This is a genomic window from Microbacterium sp. GCM10027623 (assembly GCF_042666935.1).
Lineage (GTDB): Bacteria > Actinomycetota > Actinomycetes > Actinomycetales > Microbacteriaceae > Microbacterium.
In genome coordinates this window covers 1,215,685-1,232,383 of record NZ_JBHTHE010000001.1, presented here as the reverse complement: position 1 = coordinate 1,232,383, position 16,699 = coordinate 1,215,685, and the positions used below count along the sequence as shown (strand labels likewise).

The following is a 16,699-nucleotide window of genomic DNA, read 5'->3' as shown; positions in this document are numbered from 1 at the left end:
GACACCAACATCTGGGCCTGGAAGGCGAGCCGAGGACGCGGTTGCATGCTGACGTGCCACTCGGAGGACCAACACCTTGATCGGCCGAGCGGGGAGAGAGGAGGGAGGATCAGCGGCGACGGCGGACCAGGCTCATTCGGGCGTGCCGATCGCCGTGACGAATCGCTTGGTGATCGCGATAGGATCGGTGATCGCTCCGCCCACGACCACTGCGTGCGCTCCGAGTGAGATCGCCCGGCGGACGTCGCTCTCGGTATGGAAGCGCCCCTCCGCGATCACGGGGACGTCCACGCGAGCCACCAGTCCCTCGAGAACCGAGAAGTCGGGCCCGACTGGCCTGGCGCCGCCGGTGTACCCCACAAGGGTCGTCGCGATCAGGTCCGCTCCGTTGTCTCCCGCTCGGATGCCCGCATCAACGGAATCGACATCCGCGAGGATCGGGACGCGGAGGGTCTCCTTGAGTTCCCGGAGGAACTGATCCGTCGACGCCGAGTCCGGTCGCGGGCGCAGCGTGGCATCCACTGCCACCACATCGGCGCCGGCGTCCTCGAGATCCAGCGCATCACGCAGACAGGGTGTGATGTACACGCCCTCTGCGCCTCGTTTCGTCAAACCGATGAGCGGCACGCTCACCACCCGTCTTACCGCCGCGACATCGGACACGCCGCGCACTCGTACGCCCACAGCCCCTCCGGCCACTGCTGCCTGCGCCATGCGCGCCATGGGCTCAGCGCCGTGCAGGGGCGTTCCCGGCGCCGCTTGGCAGGAGACGATCAGACCATGGCGGATCCTGTCGATGAGCGTAATTTCCGTCATGCGCGTGATCAGCCTCACCATCTCAGTCACCGGCAGCTAGTCGACCGTTCAGGTGGACTATACCAGTTTGGAGGCGTCTGCGATTGTCTCACTTCCAGATGGCGCAGCCGCCGAATCGGTGCTGTGGCTTGTGGCCGAACACGGCTCGCACCGCCGGATCGAGCGCCTGAGTTGAATCAGGCTGTGCGGTCGTCCGCGACGACCTCGTCGGTCCGACGCTCTGGGCGGCCGAGCGGAATCGTCGTCGCGAGGCCTACGAGGAGGGCCACGACACCGACCCACGCCGCCACGGCCACGCCCTGGGTGAGTGCCTCGCGCGCAGCATCCGCCACCGCCCGCGTCGCCGGGCTCGCGGCGAGCTCGGCGATGAGGGCACCGCCGGAATCGGAGACGCCGTCGATGAGTCCTGCGATCGACGGGTCAGCCGCGACGTGATCGCTGAGGCGCGCCTCGGTGCCCACTCGCAGCGTCGCGAACAGCGCAGTGCCGAGCAGTGCGATTCCCAGAGCGGAGCCCACCTGCCGAGCGGTGGACTGGGTGGACGACGCCTGACCGGACCTCTCGACCGGGACGTCGGCGAGGATCAACTGCGTCAGCTGCGCCGTCGCGAAGCCGACGCCGGCGCCGTAGAAGAAGAGCGGGATGCTGGTGACCCATGCCGCGGAATCCGGACGGACGACGAGCGCGACGGCGATCAGAGCGACGACCTCCATGACGATGCCGATACGCACCATCTGGACCTGACTGAGGTGCTTCGACAGGGATCGGATCGAACCGCTCGCGATGAACGAGCCCACGGCCAGCGGGAGCAGGGCCAGGCCGGCTTGGAGCGCATCCAACCCCAGGGCGAACTGGAACCACAGCGGCAGAGAGAGGATCAGGCCGAACTCGCCGAGCGCCACGGTCAGCGCGGTGACATTGCCGTTCGCGAAGGTAGGGATGCGGAACAGCGAGACATCGAGCAGCACCGACCTGCCGGCGGCGCCCCGCGCGCGTTCCCGCAGCACGAGCAGAGCGAGCACCACGAGGGCGACGACAAAGGCCAGCGGGATGATGCTGAAGGCGCCGAGGCTCGCCGGCGCGGAGTCGGTCGCCTCCCACCACCCGTAGGAGCGCCCCTCGATGAGCGCGAAGACAAGAAGCCCGAAACCCACGATGGAGGCGAGAGCGCCGATCCAGTCGGTGAAGCGCTGGGAGCTGCGCTCGCGCGACTCCGCCACGCAGAGCAGCACACCGATGATCACGAGAACACCGAAAGGCAGGTTGGCCCAGAACGCCCAGTGCCACGAGAACGCCGACGTCAGCCATCCGCCCAGCACCGGACCGACCGCCGCCATCGAGCCGATGGTGGCTCCCCAGACCGCGAACGCGATGCTGCGTTCGGTTCCGCGGAAGGTGGCGTTCAGAAGCGCGAGGGTCGTGGGCAGGATCATCGAGCCGCCGATCCCCTGTAGCGCACGGGCCGCGATGAGCCATTCACCGGTGGTCGCCGAGGCGCAGAGGATGCTGGCGCCCACGAACACCACCAGGCCGATCACGAGCAGCCGACGTCGTCCGATCCGGTCGCTCAGCGTGCCCCAGACCATCAGCAGGGCTGCGAACACGAGGGTGTAGACCTCCTGGATCCACTGCGCCTGGGTGCTCGTCAGATCGAGTGAATCGATGATCGCGGGGGTTGCGACGGAGACGATGGTCGCGTCCATGATGATGAGGGCCACGCCGACGGAGATCGCGGCGAGGCCCCACCAGCGGAGGTGGTGGCGGTCCTGCGTTTCGTGAGTCACGAGACGCCACGATACTCCTGATTCCGACAGAGTGTCGGGATCTTCTGAAGAGTCTCGGGAAGGGATCCGTGCCCGCTCAGTCGTGCACGGAGGCGCTATCGTGAGCGGAGCCGATCTCTCACCACGCACAGTCGAAGGAGATGCGATGGCCGACGCCGGACCGCTCTCGAACATTCAGCTCGCGCATGTCGCACGAGAGCACTTCGTCAACGGCAAATCGCGCGTGGAGATCTCGAAGGACACCGGGCTCAGCCGCTTCAAGATCGGCCGAATGCTCGATGAGGCCCGTGAGCGGGGAATCATCCGCTTCGAGATCGTCAGCACACCGGGCATCGACCTCGACCTCTCCATGCGTCTGCGGCGGCGCTACGGTCTCGAGCATGCCGTCGCCGTCGAACTCCCGGTGGACACCGACGAAGCCGCGCAGGCCGCCCTGGGCGCGGCGGCTGCGGGGATCCTTCACGAGATCATCGACCGCGACGGCGTCCTCGGGCTGACCTCCGGACGCACCCTCAATGTGATGGCGCGGCAGCTGCACGAGCTGCCCTGCCGCGCCGTCGTGCAGCTCGCCGGTGTTGCCGGCCCCATCCAGGAGAGCGGTCTCGAAGTCATCCGGCGTCTCGCGAGCTTCCCCGGCGTCCAGCCCTGGCCCATCTACGCGTCCCTGGTGATGAGCGACTCCGAGACAGCGCGCGGCACCCTCCGGCAGCCTGGAATCCGCGCCGCGGTCGAGATGTTCGACGAGGTGACGGTCGCGCTCTGCGCGATCGGGTCCTGGGCGCCGCCGAATTCGCTGATGATGATGAATCCCGCGATCGACGACGACGACCGCAGCAGACTCCTCGGGCTCGGCGCGGTGGCGGAGATCGCCTCGACGGTCATCACCGACGCGGGAGAGGTCATCCATGACCTCGACGACCGCTGCATCGCTGTGAGCGAGCGTCAGCTTCGGGCGATCCCCTCCCGCGTCGGGGTTGCGGGCGGCTCCTCCAAGACGCGCGCCATTCGCGCCTCCTTGGCATCGGGTCTCCTCACCGGACTGATCACCGACGCGTTCACCGCAGCACGACTGCTGGCCGGATGACGATGTCGCCGACGCTCGTAGCGGGAGTCGACTCCTCGACGCAGCAGACGAAACTCGTCGTGCTCGATCTCGCCTGCGGCGACCTGGTCCACTCGAGCGCACTCCCCCACCCGGATGGCACCGAGCTCGACCCGGCGCACTGGTGGTCCGCACTGCATGGATCAGGCAGCGCAGAGCCTCCCGGGACCGCAGCCATGAGCATCGCCGCACAGCAGCACAGCACCATCTTTCTCGACGCAGATGGCGATTCCGTGCGGCCCGCACTGCTCTGGAACGATCTGCGCGCTTCCGAGTCCGCCCGTCGACTCCGCGAAGAACTCGGCGACGCCGCCTGGCTGGACGCCACCGGGCTGCTACCGGACAGCGCGCATCCCGTGAGCAAACTGCGCTGGATCGCGGAACACGAGCCCGAGAACGCCGCCCGGATCGCATCGGTGCTCCTGCCCCATGACTGGCTCACCTGGCATGTGACCGGCCGTCGCGGTGCCCCCGTCACCGACAGATCCGACGCCTCTGCCACCGGCTACTGGTCACCTCGGACGGAACGGTTCCGAGACGATCTGGTCGCTCGCGCGCTGGGACACCGCACGCGAGTTCCGACCGTGCTCCCGGTGTCAGGGCGCGCCGGCGAGACAGCCGCGGGCACGCTCGTCGCACCAGGGTGCGGGGACAACGCCGCAACCCACCTCGCACTCGACACCGTTCCGGGGGACGTGATCATCTCGATCGGGACGAGCGTCACGGTCTCGATGCGCACGCTGCATCCGGTGAACGATCCCACCGGGACCATCGATACGATGGCGGACTCCCGCTCGGGGTTCATCCCGATCGTCGTGCTGCTCAACGGCGCGCGGGTCCTGCTGGGCACCGCGCGCATGCTCGGCATCGGGCTGAAGCGGCTGGATGAACTGGCGGGAAGTGCGGCGCCGGATGCGAATGGGGCCCTGCTCATCCCCTATCTGGACGGGGAGCGCAACCCGTCCGCGGCCGCATCGTCGGGGATGCTCGTGGGACTCAGCCGGAAGTCGATGACCCCTGCCGACATCGCGAGAGCGACGGTGCTCGGACTGGGATGCGCGATCTCGAACGCCTTCGACACCATGACGCGCTCCGGTGCGTCACCCCGACGCATCCTCCTCGTCGGCGGAGGGGCGCGGGCAGCGTGCGTCCGCCAGGTGATCGCGGACCTCATCGGGCACCCGATCGAATGGCCGACCCACCGCGAACATGCCGCCTACGGCGCCGCACGGCAAGCCGCGTGGGCTCTGACGGGTGCACCGCCGGACTGGGCCCCGTTGCCGACCCTCACCGTGCACCCCTCCGCCGGTGGCGATTGGGTGCACGGGGTGCGTGAGCGGTACGCCGCCGCGACCACCGGTCGCCGCGGCTGACCCTCCAAACCCCCAGACGCTCAGCCCTGCCTGTCGCCGTGTCCAGGTGTTGCTCATGTGAGCATGATGAGTTGCAGTCTGCAAATACATCGCATAATGTCTCTGTGTTGCACATCTGTGCGACCCAGAGCGAGGGAGCCGAGCGTGCCTGATCCTGTGGCTGACGCGAACCACGAAGCCGCGATGCTGCGGTGCAGCGGCATCGAGATGTCGTTCGGCGGCGTGCCCGTTCTGAAGGGCGTCGATCTTCGCCTCGAACCGGGCACGGTGACCGCACTGGCCGGCGAGAACGGTGCCGGTAAGTCCACTCTGATGAAGATCGCCTCAGGCCAGTACCGTCCCGACGCGGGCCACGTCCACGTCCGCGGGCAGGAACTGCCCGCGGGAAGCACCAAGGCCGCCTCGGCCCTCGGAGTCGCGATCGTCCCGCAGGAACTGGCCTCGATCCCCGAGCTCACGGTCTATGAGAACCTCTTCGTCGGCCGCGAGATCCGCACAGCGGTCGGCACCCTGAACCGTCGGGCCATGGCGAACAGGGCCCGGGAGGACCTGCAGGCGTTCGGGCTGAAGCTCGATCCCCACGTGCAGATGGGCACCCTCGCCGTCGGCGTGCGGCAGATCATCGAGATCGTCAAGGCGACCAGCCGGGGCGCTCGGGTGCTGCTGCTCGACGAGCCCACCAGTGCCATCGCCGAGAGGGAGGTCGCCCACCTCGCCGAAGTGGTGCGCAACCTTCGGAACCAGGGCGTCGCGGTACTGTTCACCACGCACAAGATGGAAGAGATCCGGGCCATGGCGGACCGTGTCGTCGTACTTCGCGACGGCAAGCTCATCACCGACTCGGCACTGTCCGAGATCAGCGACGACGGAATCGTCACCGCGATGATCGGGCGCGAACTCGAGAGCCTGTTTCCCGACCTCAATGAGCCCAGTGACGAGATCGTCCTGACGGTCGAAGACCTCGTCGTCGCCCCGGGCGCCGACCCGGTCTCGTTCTCCGTGCGCCGGGGCGAGATCCTCGGACTCGCCGGTCTTGTGGGAGCCGGACGCTCCGAGCTGATCGAGTGCATCTACGGCCTTCGCACCCCCGTCTCCGGCACGGTCACCGTCTCCGGCACGGACATCCGCCCCGGAAGCCCGCGCGACTCGATCGCCCAGCACGTCGCCATCGTGCCCGAGGACCGTAAGAGAGCGGGCGCGGTGCTGCCGATGAGCGTGCTCGACAATGCCACGCTTCCCCGCATCGCCGCCTTCTCCCGCTTCGGACTGCTCAGCGAGCGCAGGCGCAAGTCGGCGGTCAGCGAGGTCATGGCCTCGATGCGCCTGAAGAGCAACGGGCTCGGCCAGCACATGGAGAACCTCTCGGGCGGCAACCAGCAGAAGGTGGTGCTGGGACGCTGGCTCACCGGTCCCGTCGACGCGCTGCTGCTCGATGAGCCCACCCGAGGCGTCGACGTCGGCGCCCGCAGCGAGATCTACCGGATCATCGTCGACCTCGCGTCCCGCGGGATGGCGGTGGTCATGGCGTCCAGCGACATGCCCGAGATCCTCTCGCTCGCCCACCGGGTGCTGATCATGCGCGACTTCGGGGTCGCCGGACGACTCAGCCGCAGCGACCTGGGCCGACCCGACGCACAGGACAAGATCTTCCGGCTCGCCTCCGGGCAGGAATCCGGAATCGACCAGACCAACGAGGAGACCGCATCATGACCACGAGCGTGACCACGGCTGTCCCGCAGACGAAGCGCAGCGCGTCCGCCCGCATCACGGATGTCCTGATCCAGAACATCATGATCGTGGTGATGCTGCTGATCGTCGCGTTCTTCGCGTATCGCAGCGCCCGGTTCGCGACACCCGACAACCTGCTGACCATCCTCATCGCCGCGGCGCCGTTCGCGCTGATCGCCCTCGGACAGACGCTGGTGATCCTCACCGGCGGCATCGACCTCTCGGTGGGCAGCGTCATCGCCGCCAGCGCCATGGCCGCCGCCTGGACGGCGAAGAACGTCGGAGACAATCCGGCGCTCCCGCTGATCGCCGCGGTCGCCACCGGTCTCATCGCCGGAGCCCTCAACGGGTTCGTCGTCAGCAGGATGAACGTTCCACCGTTCATCGCCACGCTCGGCATGCTGACCCTCGCATCCGGCGTCGCCTATGTCATCGGCGACGGGGCGCCGATCAACGGCCTGCCCTCGTCGTACGGCGTCTACGCGAACACCTCGGTGTTCGGCCTGACCATCCCCGTCATCCTCATGATCGTCGCGATTCTGGCATTCGCCTTCATCATGAAGCGCACCAGCTACGGTCTGCGCGTCTACGCCGTCGGCGGCAATCTTCTCGCCGCGGAGATCGCCGGTGTGCGTTCGAAGAGCATCCTCTTCAGCGTCTACGCGATCAGCGGCCTGCTGGCGGGATTGTCCGGTCTGATGCTCTCCTCACGTGTCATCACCGGAGCCCCGAACCTCGGCCAGGGCTACGAACTCGATGCCATCGCCGCCGTCGTGATCGGCGGGGCCAGCCTGATGGGCGGGCGCGGCACCATCTGGGGCACCGCGATCGGCCTGCTGCTGATCCAGACCATCAACAACGGCCTCGATCTGCTGCTCGTCCCTGCGTACTGGCAGAACGTCATCAAGGGCGTCATCATCGTCGCCGCCGTCGCGGTCGACGTCTGGGCCGCCAAGCGACGCAAATAGCTCTCTGCACTCCACCATCCCATCCCCTCACTGTCGAAGGACCACATCATGAAGAGAAGACTCAGCACCTCCCTCGCCGCCGCGGCGATCGCGACCAGCACCGTACTGGCCCTCGCGGGCTGCGGCGCAGGCGACCCCGATGCCGGCGGCGCAGACAACATCACCGTGGGCGTCACCGTCTACGACATGTCATCGTTCATCACGCAGGGCAAGGAGGGCATGGAGGCGTACGCCAAGGCGAACGACATCACGCTGCAGTGGAACTCCGCCGGTGGCGACGTCTCCAACCAGGCCAACCAGGTCGACCAGTACGTCAGCGCGGGCGTGGACGCCATCATCATCGTGCCTGTGCAGGCGGACTCCCTCGCACCGCAGGTCGCCGCGGCGAAGGCTGCGAACATTCCCGTGGTCGCGGTGAACACCTCACTGACCGGCGTCGAGGTCGACGCGAGCGTGCAGCCCGATGACGTGGCGGCCGGCGAGCAGGAAGCCACCCAGATGGCCGATGCGCTGGGCGGATCGGGCAACGTGGTCGTGCTGGAGGGCCCGCTGGGCTCGTCGCCGCAGCTGGACCGCGGCAAGGGCATCGAGAACGTGCTCGCCGAGAGCCCCGGGATCAAGGTGCTGGCCAAGGACACCGCGAACTGGAAGCGCGATGAGGCCGTCAACAAGATGAAGAACTGGATCTCCGCATTCGGATCCGACATCGACGGTGTCATCTCGCAGAACGACGACATGGCGCTGGGCGCGATCCAGGCCCTGCGCGAAGCCGGACTCTCCGACGTGAAGGTCGTCGGCGTGGACGGCATCGAGGACGGGCTGAAGGCCGTCAAGAACGGGGAGCTCATCGGCACCTCGCTGCAGCACGGCACCGTCGAGATGGCGGCCGGCCTGGCCGTCGCGGCGAAGATCGCCCGCGGCGAGAAGGTCGACACCGAGCCCGTCTACGTCATGCCCGCCATCACGCCCGAGAACGTCGACGACGCCATGAAGAACGTCGTCACCGACCGCGCGGCGTTCCTCGATGGGCTGGCCGACCTGGTGGACGAGAACCTGACGTCGGGCGACATCGCCTACGAGGGCCTTCCCGGCCAGAAGCGCTAGGAGCACCGATGACCACTCTCTACAACGACCCCGCCGAGTTCGCCGAGGATCAGCTCGCCGGTTTCGTCGATCTGTACTCCGACCGGCTCCAGGGAGTCCCCGGTGGTGTCGTCAGCCACCGGGGCCCTGCACCCATCGTCGCCGTCGTCGTAGGGGGTGGCTCGGGCCACTATCCCGCTTTCGCCGGGCTCGTCGGGCCGGGGTTCGCCTCCGGCGCCGTCGTCGGCAACATCTTCACCTCACCATCGGCCGCGCAGGTCTACTCGGTTGCCAAGGCCGCCGATCAGGGTCGCGGCGTGATCCTGACCTTCGGCAATTACGCCGGCGACGTGATGAACTTCGGGATCGCCGCCGAGCGGCTGCGACGTGAGGGTATCGACACTCGGATCGTGCTGGTCACGGACGACGTCGCCTCGTCGGGCATCGAGGAGCAGCGGCGAGGCATCGCCGGCGACTTCGCCGTGTTCAAGGCGCTCGGCGCCGCCGCCGCGGCCGGCGCGGACATCGACGAGGTCGAGCGGATCGGCCAGGCGGCCAATGCCGCGACCCGGACGTTCGGCGTGGCCTTCTCCGGCTGCACGATGCCCGGTGCCCTCGAGCCGCTGTTCTCCGTCCCCGACCGCCACATGGGGATCGGCCTCGGGATCCACGGCGAACCGGGCATCCAGGACGCACCGCTGATTCCCGCTCGTGACCTCGCCCGCCTCCTCGTCGATGGCATCCTCGACGCGCGTCCGGCTTCGAACAGCCGCCGCGTCGCCGTCATCGTCAACGGTCTGGGAACGACGAAGTACGAAGAGCTCTTCCTGCTGTGGAACGACATCCGGGTGCTGCTCGCGGATGTCGGGCTGGTCCCCGTCGAACCGGAAGTGGGTGAGCTCGTCACGAGCCTCGACATGGGCGGCTGCTCCCTGACGCTGATGTGGCTCGATGAGGAGCTCGAGTCCACCTGGCATGCCGACGCGTACGCGCCCGGCTACCGCAAGAGCACAGAAGCCGTCGCCGACCTGCGTCCCGCCGTCTTCGGTGCCGCGGCCTCGGAGGATGCGGTGGCACCGCAGCCGTCGGCGGCCGGCGCCGCCGTCGCGACTCTGGTCGAGGCCGGTCTGCGGGAGCTGCAGCGCACGGTGCACGCGAATGAGCAGGAGCTGGGCCGCATCGACGCCGTCGCCGGTGACGGCGACCACGGGCGCGGGATGGTCAAGGGAGCGGATGCCGCGATCGCGGCCGTCGACGCGCTCGGCGGCACCGGACCGGCCTGGCTGCTGCGGGCTGCCGGGCGCGCCTGGGCGGCCGGCGCCGGCGGCACCTCCGGTGTGCTCTGGGGAGCGGGGCTGGAAGCTGCCGGTGAGGCCCTCACCGATGCGCGCGACGTGTACGACGCCTCCGCCGCCACGGATGCCGTGACGGCGTTCACCGACGCGATCATCGATCTCGGTCGTGCGGAGCCCGGCGACAAGACACTCGTCGATGCTCTTCTGCCCTTCCGCGACACGCTCCTGGAGCAGGTCACGGCGGGGACGCCGCTGCCGGAGGCCTGGCGTTCAGCCGCGGCATCCGCCGTCGCCGCCGCGGGAGCCACGGCGAGCCTGAGTCCCAAGAAGGGACGCGCTCGCCCGCTCGCGGAGAAGAGCGTGGGAACTCCGGATGCCGGAGCGACCTCCCTGTCCCTGATCGTCGAGGCTGTGGGCGAGCTGACGCCCGTCGCCGACTGACCGCACACCCCCATCTGAAAGAAGGAACCACCATGAGTGACACCCCGTTGCGCCTCGTCGTCGGCTCGGACGACGCCGGGTTCGACTACAAGGAGATCCTCAAGAACGACCTCCAGAACGACTCGAGGGTGGTCTCCGTCGTCGACGTCGGCGTCTCCGCCGACGGCCACACTGCGTACCCGCACGTCGCAGTCGAGGCGGCCCGGCTCGTCGCGGAGGGCAAAGCGGACCGCGCCCTGCTCGTGTGCGGCACCGGCCTGGGCGTCGCGATCGCCGCGAACAAGGTTCCGGGCATCCGGGCCGTCACCGCCCACGATTCGTACTCGGTCGAGCGGAGCGTGCTCTCCAACGACGCTCAGGTGCTGTGCTTCGGTCAGCGCGTCGTCGGCATCGAACTGGCTCGCCGTCTTGCTCGCGAATGGCTGGGCTACACCTTCGATCCGCAGAGCCCGTCCAATGAGAAGGTACGCGCGATCTGCGCGTACGAGGAATGAAGATGAATCAGGAATTCACAGGCAGGATCGCGGTCGTCACCGGGGCCGCGAGCGGCATCGGCTACACCGTGGCCCACCATCTGGCGGAGCGCGGTGCCCGCATCGTCGGCATCGATCTGAATGAACGCGTGCACGAGCTCGTCAGCGATCTGCCGGGCAGCGGGCACCACAGCATCGTGCGGGATCTCACCGATCCCTCGGCTGCGGGCACGGCGATCGCCGAGACCGTCGAGATCACCGGCGTGCCGCACATCCTGGTCAACTCGGCCGGGCTCGCGCTGCTCGACCCCGCGGTCGACGTAACGCCTGAGCGATGGAAGCTGACCCTGGACGTGAACCTCAGCGGCACGTTCTACATGGCTCAGGCTGCGGGGCGCGTGATGCTCGAGGCCGGTTACGGGCGCATCATCAATCTCGCGTCGCAGGCGTCGGTGATCGGTCTCGACCAGCATGCCGCCTACTGCGCCAGCAAGGCCGCCGTCGTCGGCCTCACCCATGTGCTCTCGCTGGAGTGGGCCCGCCGGGGCGTCACGGTGAACGCCGTGTCGCCGACAGTGGTGGAGACCCCGCTCGGCAAGGCCGCGTGGGCCGGTGAGAAGGGCGAGAAGGCCAAAGCCGAGATCCCCGTGGGGCGCTTCGCGCAACCTGAGGAGGTCGCCGCGCTGATCGCCTTCCTGGCCAGCGATGACGCCGCGATGATCACAGGAAGCAACTATGTGATCGACGGAGGATTCACCACAGTGTGAGTCGACTGCGACTGCGAGACCCTGGACAGCCTGTCCAGTGGCTCGCCGTCGCCGAGGATGCGGGTCAGCGTGCTGCGCCCCAATCCGCTCATGGCGGCGTTCGACTCGCGGTAGTACCAGACCAGACCCATCGCCTGCTGGAACGCCCAGGCCGTTCCGCGGCACCATTCGAGATCGCCGACGTCCAGGCCGTCTCGAAGGACGGCACGCGCTTCGGCGTCCAGCAGGTGCCACGCTGCGACGAGGTCGAGCGCCGGGTCTGCCGGGGCGAAGCCGCCGCCGTCGAGGACCCCGACGAGCCGTCCGTCGTGGACGAGCAGGTTGCTGGGGGTCAGGTCGCCGTGCGTCATCACATCAGGGCCCGAGGGCGGGAGCATCCGGAATCGCTCCCAGAGCGCTCGCAGCTTCTCGACCGGGAGCAGGCCCTCGCTCTCGCGGAAGCAGATCTCCATCCAATCGTCCGAGTCGCGCAGATCGCCCCCGCGGCCGGCTCCGGAGAACCGGCGTCCACCGGTGTCGACACTCCGGAACGAGCAGATCAGGGTGACCAGGTCTTCGGCGAAGCGGATGGAGTCGGCGAGACCGTGCGGGGTGCACACCGCGCCTGCGATCCAGGTCTGCACCGACCACGGCAGCGGATATCCCCCGCCCGGCATGCCCCGAGCCACCGGAACGGGAGTCGGCACGGGGCAGACGGCGGCCAGCTGCCGCATGGCAGCGGCTTCCCGGGCGAGTTCCACGGCGGCCGCCGTCGGATCGGTCGGGTTCAGAGGGAAGCGGGCCGACAGCTCCTCACCGACGCGGAAGATCGTGTTCACCGTGCCATCGGTCTCGAGGAGCCGGACGGGCTCATCCCGCCACCGCGGGAACTGCTCGGCGAGCAGACGGCGGACCAGGCCCTCGTCGACGTCGAGCTGGTCCGCGTGCATCTTCACCCCCGTGACGCTACTCGCCTGCAGACGACTCTGTACGTGAAGACGAGGACTCGTCTCCCCACCACGGGTCTGCCGCGACACTGCTCACGCTCGGGCCGCGTGCGCCTCCTGGAAGTCCACGATCGCGCCGGCGTTGTCACGCGCCCAGTCAGTGAGCACCTCGATCGGTTCGATGAGGGTCTGTCCCAGGGCCGTCAGCCGGTACTCCACGTTGCGCGGGGTATGCGCGCGCCGCTCGATGAGGCCATAATCGGCGAGGCGACCGAGCGTATCCGTGAGCACTTTGCGGGAGATGCCTCCGATGAGATCGATGAGTTCGCCGTGCCGACGGGATCGCCCACTGAGCGCGTGCAGGACCAGCACGGACCATTTGCCGGTGACGATCTCGATCGTCAGCCGGGTCGGACAGTCGACGAGGTGATTGTGACCGGCTTCGTTCTGCATCCGCTTTACGTTACTCCGACGTAACCGACGCCTGCTTAGCGTGAGAACACCGCCGGCATCCGATACGCCGGTGACGTCTCGCGAGAAGGAGTCACATGTCACGAACGATCATCCACGAAACCTTCGGAGGGCCCGAGGTCCTGCAGGTCGTCGACGAGCCCGTCAGCCAGCCGGCCGCCGGCGAGGCTCTCGTGCGGATCGAGGCCTTCGCGATCAATCCTCTGGATGCCATGATGCGCGCCGGGAACGGACCGGCCGGCTCCCACCCCGCGCCCGCGCGCTCACGTCTGGGCATTGAAGGCACCGGCGTCATCGAATCCGTCGGGCCGGGCGTGACTTCGGTGCGGGTCGGCGAGCCCGTGATCATCACCGCCATCCCTGACGCGACCGTTCGAGGCAGTCACGCGCAGCACACCACTCTGCCCGTTGCTTCGCTGATCCACCGCCCGGCACAGCTCGACCCGACGCACGCCGCGGCGATCTGGGTCGGTTTCTCGACCGCCTACGGTGCGCTCGTCGAGACGGCGAGGATGCGGCGCGGGGACAGGGTGCTCATCACTGGAGCATCGGGGAGCGTAGGTCGCGCCGCCCTGCAGATCGCGGAGCGGATCGGCGCCGAGGCTGTCGGCGTCACCCGGGACGGGTCGAAAGCCGGCCTGCTGCGCGAGGCCGGTGCAGCCGATGTGATCGTGGTGGGCCCCGACGGTCTCACTTCCGCCATCCGTCAGCGCGACCGGCAGGAGGGGGTCGACATCGTCCTGGACCTCGTGCGGGGTCCCGGTCAGCAGGATCTCCTCTCCGCGACTCGCACCGACGGTACCCTCGTCGCGGCGGGATTCCTCGACTCACGGCCCACGCACGCTGTGCCCGACGATCGCGTCCGCATCGTCGACTATCGCGGTTTCGACCTGCTCGCCGACCAGGCGACCGTGCGGCGCATGACAGCCTTCCTGGAGGACGGAGTACGTGAAGGAGCCCTTCTTCCCGCTCTGGACGAGGTATTCGACATCGATCACGTCGTCGATGCGCATCGCCGCTTCGACGACGGTCTGCATGCGGGTCGCAAGATCGTGGTCCGTGCGTGAGACAGGTCAGCAAAGACTCGCCAAGGATTTCCGTAATCAAACCGTTGCATTCGTTACCTGGCCGTTATACACTCATCACACGGTGAATGTTTGCTGTGGCATACACCGCATGTGATTGCAGGACACTCTTGGTGCAAGGGACAAGGGCCGGTCGGAAGCCTCTCCGACCGGCCCTTACTGCACTCATCACGGATGTCGGGCCGCGCCAGTACGCTGAGACCATGACCGACCGCCAGCTCGCCCTGAAGGCCTGGGAGAGTCTGTTCCGCGCGCAGCATGAACTCTTCGGCCAGATGGCCTCCGACTTCGACGGTGCAGAGATCACCCAGGCCGAATACGACGTCCTCCTCACGGTCGTCCGCGCCCGCACGATGTCCGCCCGCCTGCGCGACATCACCGCGAACTCGCTCGTGAGCCAGCCCAGCGTCTCGCGCCTGATCGATCGCATGGTGGTACGAGGCCTCGTCACCAAGGCATCCGATCCCGACGATCGCCGCGGCGCCATCGTGACGGCGACCGACGCCGGCTCACGCGCCTTCCGCACGCTGGCGGCATCACACGGCCGCACCATCGCCGAGCTGATGTCGCCGCTCGACGATGACGAGCTCCGCGCCCTGCTCGCGCTGACCGACAAGCTGCGCGAGGGCTGAGCCCTTCGCCAGGGTCAGGGGCCGCGACGGGGAGAACGACCCATTCGCCGCCCTTCGCCGATCAGCCGATCTCTGGCAAGGTTGACGAAACCAAACTTTCTGAGGGGAAAGGTTCACCTATGGAGATCGCCGGAGCAATCGGCATCCTGATCATCATCGGCATCGTCGTGGTCGCCGTCGTCGTCATCGGACTGATCCTGCTGCTGTTCGCACGCAGCTGGATCAAGGTCGCGCGCGCCGACGAGGCGCTGGTGATCTCCGGCCGCAAGCAGAAGGTGCAGCGGGCGATCATCAACGCCGACGGCAGCACCAGCTCCGAGATGGCCGAGTCGCCCGTGACGGTCATCGTCAACGGCAAGTCCCTCGTCAACCCGATCACCCAGCGCCACGAGATCATCTCGCTGCGCTCGCGCCAGGTGTCGCTCAACGCCGAGGCGCAGTCGCTGGACAGCGTCACCCTGAACGTCGACGGCGTCGCCATCGTGAAGATCGGCTCCGACCCCCTCTACGTGCGCCGCGCCGCTGAGCGCTTCGCATCGCAGGACAAGGCGATCGAGCAGTTCACCACCGAGCAGCTCGAGGGCGCCCTGCGCGGCATCGTCGCAACTCTGTCGGTCGTCGAACTCATGCGCGAGCGGAAGAAGTTCTCGGACCAGATCGCCGCCGACGTCTCGCAGGAGCTCGCCGAGCAGGGGCTCATCCTCGACTCGTTCCAGATCAAGGGCATCACCGACAAGGTCGGCTACATCCAGTCGCTCGGCGCTCCCGAGATCCAGGCGAAGCGCCAGGCGGCGGAGATCTCGCAGACCAACGCCGACCGTGCGATCAACCAGAAGAACATCGCCAACGACGAGGCGAACCTGGTCGAGCAGACCGCACTCGACACCAACACGGCCAACGCCAACGCCGGCATCGGCCGTGCGCGTGCAGAAGCCGAGCAGGCTGAGCACCTCGCCCGTGCTCAGGCAGAGCAGGCCGTGCTGCAGCAGCAGGCAGAGAACCGCCAGGCTCAGCTGGATGCCGACGTCAAGCGCGTCGCAGACGCACAGCGGTATGAGGCCGAGACCCGCGCCCAGGCCGAGCTGTTCACCCGCGAGAAGGCGGCCGAAGCGGCCGCCATCGAGCAGGTCAAGCAGGCCGAGGCCCGGACCCGCATCGCCGAGCAGCAGGCCGAGGCCGACAAGGCCCGCGCCGCCGGTGAGGCCGCCGCGGCCGAGGCGAAGGCCACCGGTGAGGCCAACGCGCTGCGCGCCCAGGCGGATGCCGAGGCGGAGGCCCGTCGTGTGCGCGCCAATGCCGAGGCCGAGGCGATCCGCGCCGAGGGCGAGGCCCGCGCGGCCGCCGTCGAGGCGGAGGCCAAGGCCATCGCCTCCAACCAGGAGGCCTTCCTGTCGCAACGCGTGCTCGAGACGCTGCCCTCGATCATGGCCGAGTTCGCCAAGGGCTACGCCGCGATCGGCAACGTCTCCATCATCGGCGGCTCCGGCGAGGACGGTGCTTCCAGCGTCGTCGGCGGCGACAACGCCAAGGCCATGCGCGCCGTCTTCGACAGCGTCAGCTCGGCCACCGGCCTCGACCTCGCCGCGATCATCCAGGGGCAGGCGGTCGGACGCGGCTTCGGGAACGGGCTCGCGCAAGCGGCGGACACCGCTCCTGCGGCATCCGCCTCCCCGGCGGCGAAGTCATCGGAACCCGCTTCCTCCGCGGTGCCCGCCGCGGAGTGAGCTGATCCGTGAGAGGAGCCGTCCCGTCATC

15 protein-coding genes are annotated in these 16,699 nt (G+C 68.2%); 11 read left to right on the top strand and 4 right to left on the bottom strand.

Features of this window, described 5'->3' with window-relative positions; genetic code table 11:
* Positions 1-132 precede the first annotated feature (132 nt).
* The gene (locus tag ACFQY2_RS05585) at positions 133-816 is read right to left on the bottom strand and encodes an N-acetylmannosamine-6-phosphate 2-epimerase (RefSeq protein WP_378744658.1); all 684 of its coding nucleotides are present in this window, start codon (positions 814-816) and stop codon (positions 133-135) included.
* A gap of 176 nt (positions 817-992) precedes the next feature.
* Positions 993-2,600 (bottom strand): MFS transporter, encoded by a 1,608-nt coding sequence (locus ACFQY2_RS05580; RefSeq protein ID WP_378744657.1) that lies wholly within the window; start codon positions 2,598-2,600, stop codon positions 993-995.
* A gap of 145 nt (positions 2,601-2,745) precedes the next feature.
* Between ACFQY2_RS05580 and ACFQY2_RS05575 the strand changes: the two genes are divergently transcribed.
* The 8 genes from ACFQY2_RS05575 (at position 2,746) to ACFQY2_RS05540 (ending at position 11,830) form a co-directional block, all read left to right on the top strand.
* The gene (locus ACFQY2_RS05575; RefSeq protein ID WP_378744656.1) at positions 2,746-3,684 is read left to right on the top strand and encodes a sugar-binding transcriptional regulator; all 939 of its coding nucleotides are present in this window, start codon (positions 2,746-2,748) and stop codon (positions 3,682-3,684) included.
* Positions 3,681-5,075 (top strand): FGGY-family carbohydrate kinase, encoded by a 1,395-nt coding sequence (locus ACFQY2_RS05570; RefSeq protein WP_378744655.1) that lies wholly within the window; start codon positions 3,681-3,683, stop codon positions 5,073-5,075. Before ACFQY2_RS05575 ends, ACFQY2_RS05570 begins: the two co-directional genes overlap by 4 nt.
* Positions 5,076-5,219: 144 nt before the next feature.
* Complete coding sequence (locus ACFQY2_RS05565) at positions 5,220-6,785, top strand: sugar ABC transporter ATP-binding protein (protein ID WP_378744654.1); 1,566 nt, start codon at positions 5,220-5,222, stop codon at positions 6,783-6,785.
* The gene (locus ACFQY2_RS05560; RefSeq protein ID WP_378744653.1) at positions 6,782-7,771 is read left to right on the top strand and encodes an ABC transporter permease; all 990 of its coding nucleotides are present in this window, start codon (positions 6,782-6,784) and stop codon (positions 7,769-7,771) included. The genes ACFQY2_RS05565 and ACFQY2_RS05560 overlap by 4 nt, the downstream gene beginning before the upstream one ends.
* A gap of 48 nt (positions 7,772-7,819) precedes the next feature.
* Positions 7,820-8,875 (top strand): substrate-binding domain-containing protein, encoded by a 1,056-nt coding sequence (locus ACFQY2_RS05555; protein ID WP_378744652.1) that lies wholly within the window; start codon positions 7,820-7,822, stop codon positions 8,873-8,875.
* An 8-nt stretch (positions 8,876-8,883) separates the two neighbouring features.
* Positions 8,884-10,590, top strand: coding sequence for a dihydroxyacetone kinase family protein (locus tag ACFQY2_RS05550; protein ID WP_378744651.1), 1,707 nt, complete (start codon positions 8,884-8,886; stop codon positions 10,588-10,590).
* A gap of 32 nt (positions 10,591-10,622) precedes the next feature.
* On the top strand, positions 10,623-11,084 hold the full coding sequence (locus tag ACFQY2_RS05545; RefSeq protein WP_378744649.1) for a ribose-5-phosphate isomerase: 462 nt from the start codon (positions 10,623-10,625) through the stop codon (positions 11,082-11,084).
* Positions 11,085-11,086: 2 nt separating this feature from the next.
* Positions 11,087-11,830 carry a GolD/DthD family dehydrogenase gene (locus tag ACFQY2_RS05540; RefSeq protein WP_378744648.1) on the top strand — a complete coding sequence of 248 codons (744 nt, stop codon included), beginning with the start codon at positions 11,087-11,089 and terminating at the stop codon, positions 11,828-11,830.
* On the opposite strand, the gene ACFQY2_RS05535 is transcribed toward ACFQY2_RS05540, so the two are convergent.
* Complete coding sequence (locus ACFQY2_RS05535) at positions 11,797-12,759, bottom strand: aminoglycoside phosphotransferase family protein (RefSeq protein WP_378745035.1); 963 nt, start codon at positions 12,757-12,759, stop codon at positions 11,797-11,799. The genes ACFQY2_RS05540 and ACFQY2_RS05535 overlap by 34 nt on opposite strands.
* Positions 12,760-12,849: 90 nt before the next feature.
* Positions 12,850-13,209, bottom strand: a complete 360-nt coding sequence (locus ACFQY2_RS05530; RefSeq protein WP_378744647.1) for a winged helix-turn-helix transcriptional regulator — start codon at positions 13,207-13,209, stop codon at positions 12,850-12,852.
* A gap of 95 nt (positions 13,210-13,304) precedes the next feature.
* Between ACFQY2_RS05530 and ACFQY2_RS05525 the strand changes: the two genes are divergently transcribed.
* The 3 genes from ACFQY2_RS05525 (at position 13,305) to ACFQY2_RS05515 (ending at position 16,668) form a co-directional block, all read left to right on the top strand.
* On the top strand, positions 13,305-14,294 hold the full coding sequence (locus ACFQY2_RS05525; RefSeq protein WP_378744646.1) for an alcohol dehydrogenase catalytic domain-containing protein: 990 nt from the start codon (positions 13,305-13,307) through the stop codon (positions 14,292-14,294).
* A 221-nt stretch (positions 14,295-14,515) separates the two neighbouring features.
* Positions 14,516-14,944, top strand: coding sequence for a MarR family winged helix-turn-helix transcriptional regulator (locus tag ACFQY2_RS05520; RefSeq protein ID WP_378744645.1), 429 nt, complete (start codon positions 14,516-14,518; stop codon positions 14,942-14,944).
* A gap of 119 nt (positions 14,945-15,063) precedes the next feature.
* The gene (locus tag ACFQY2_RS05515; RefSeq protein ID WP_378744644.1) at positions 15,064-16,668 is read left to right on the top strand and encodes an SPFH domain-containing protein; all 1,605 of its coding nucleotides are present in this window, start codon (positions 15,064-15,066) and stop codon (positions 16,666-16,668) included.
* Positions 16,669-16,699: the final 31 nt, after the last annotated feature.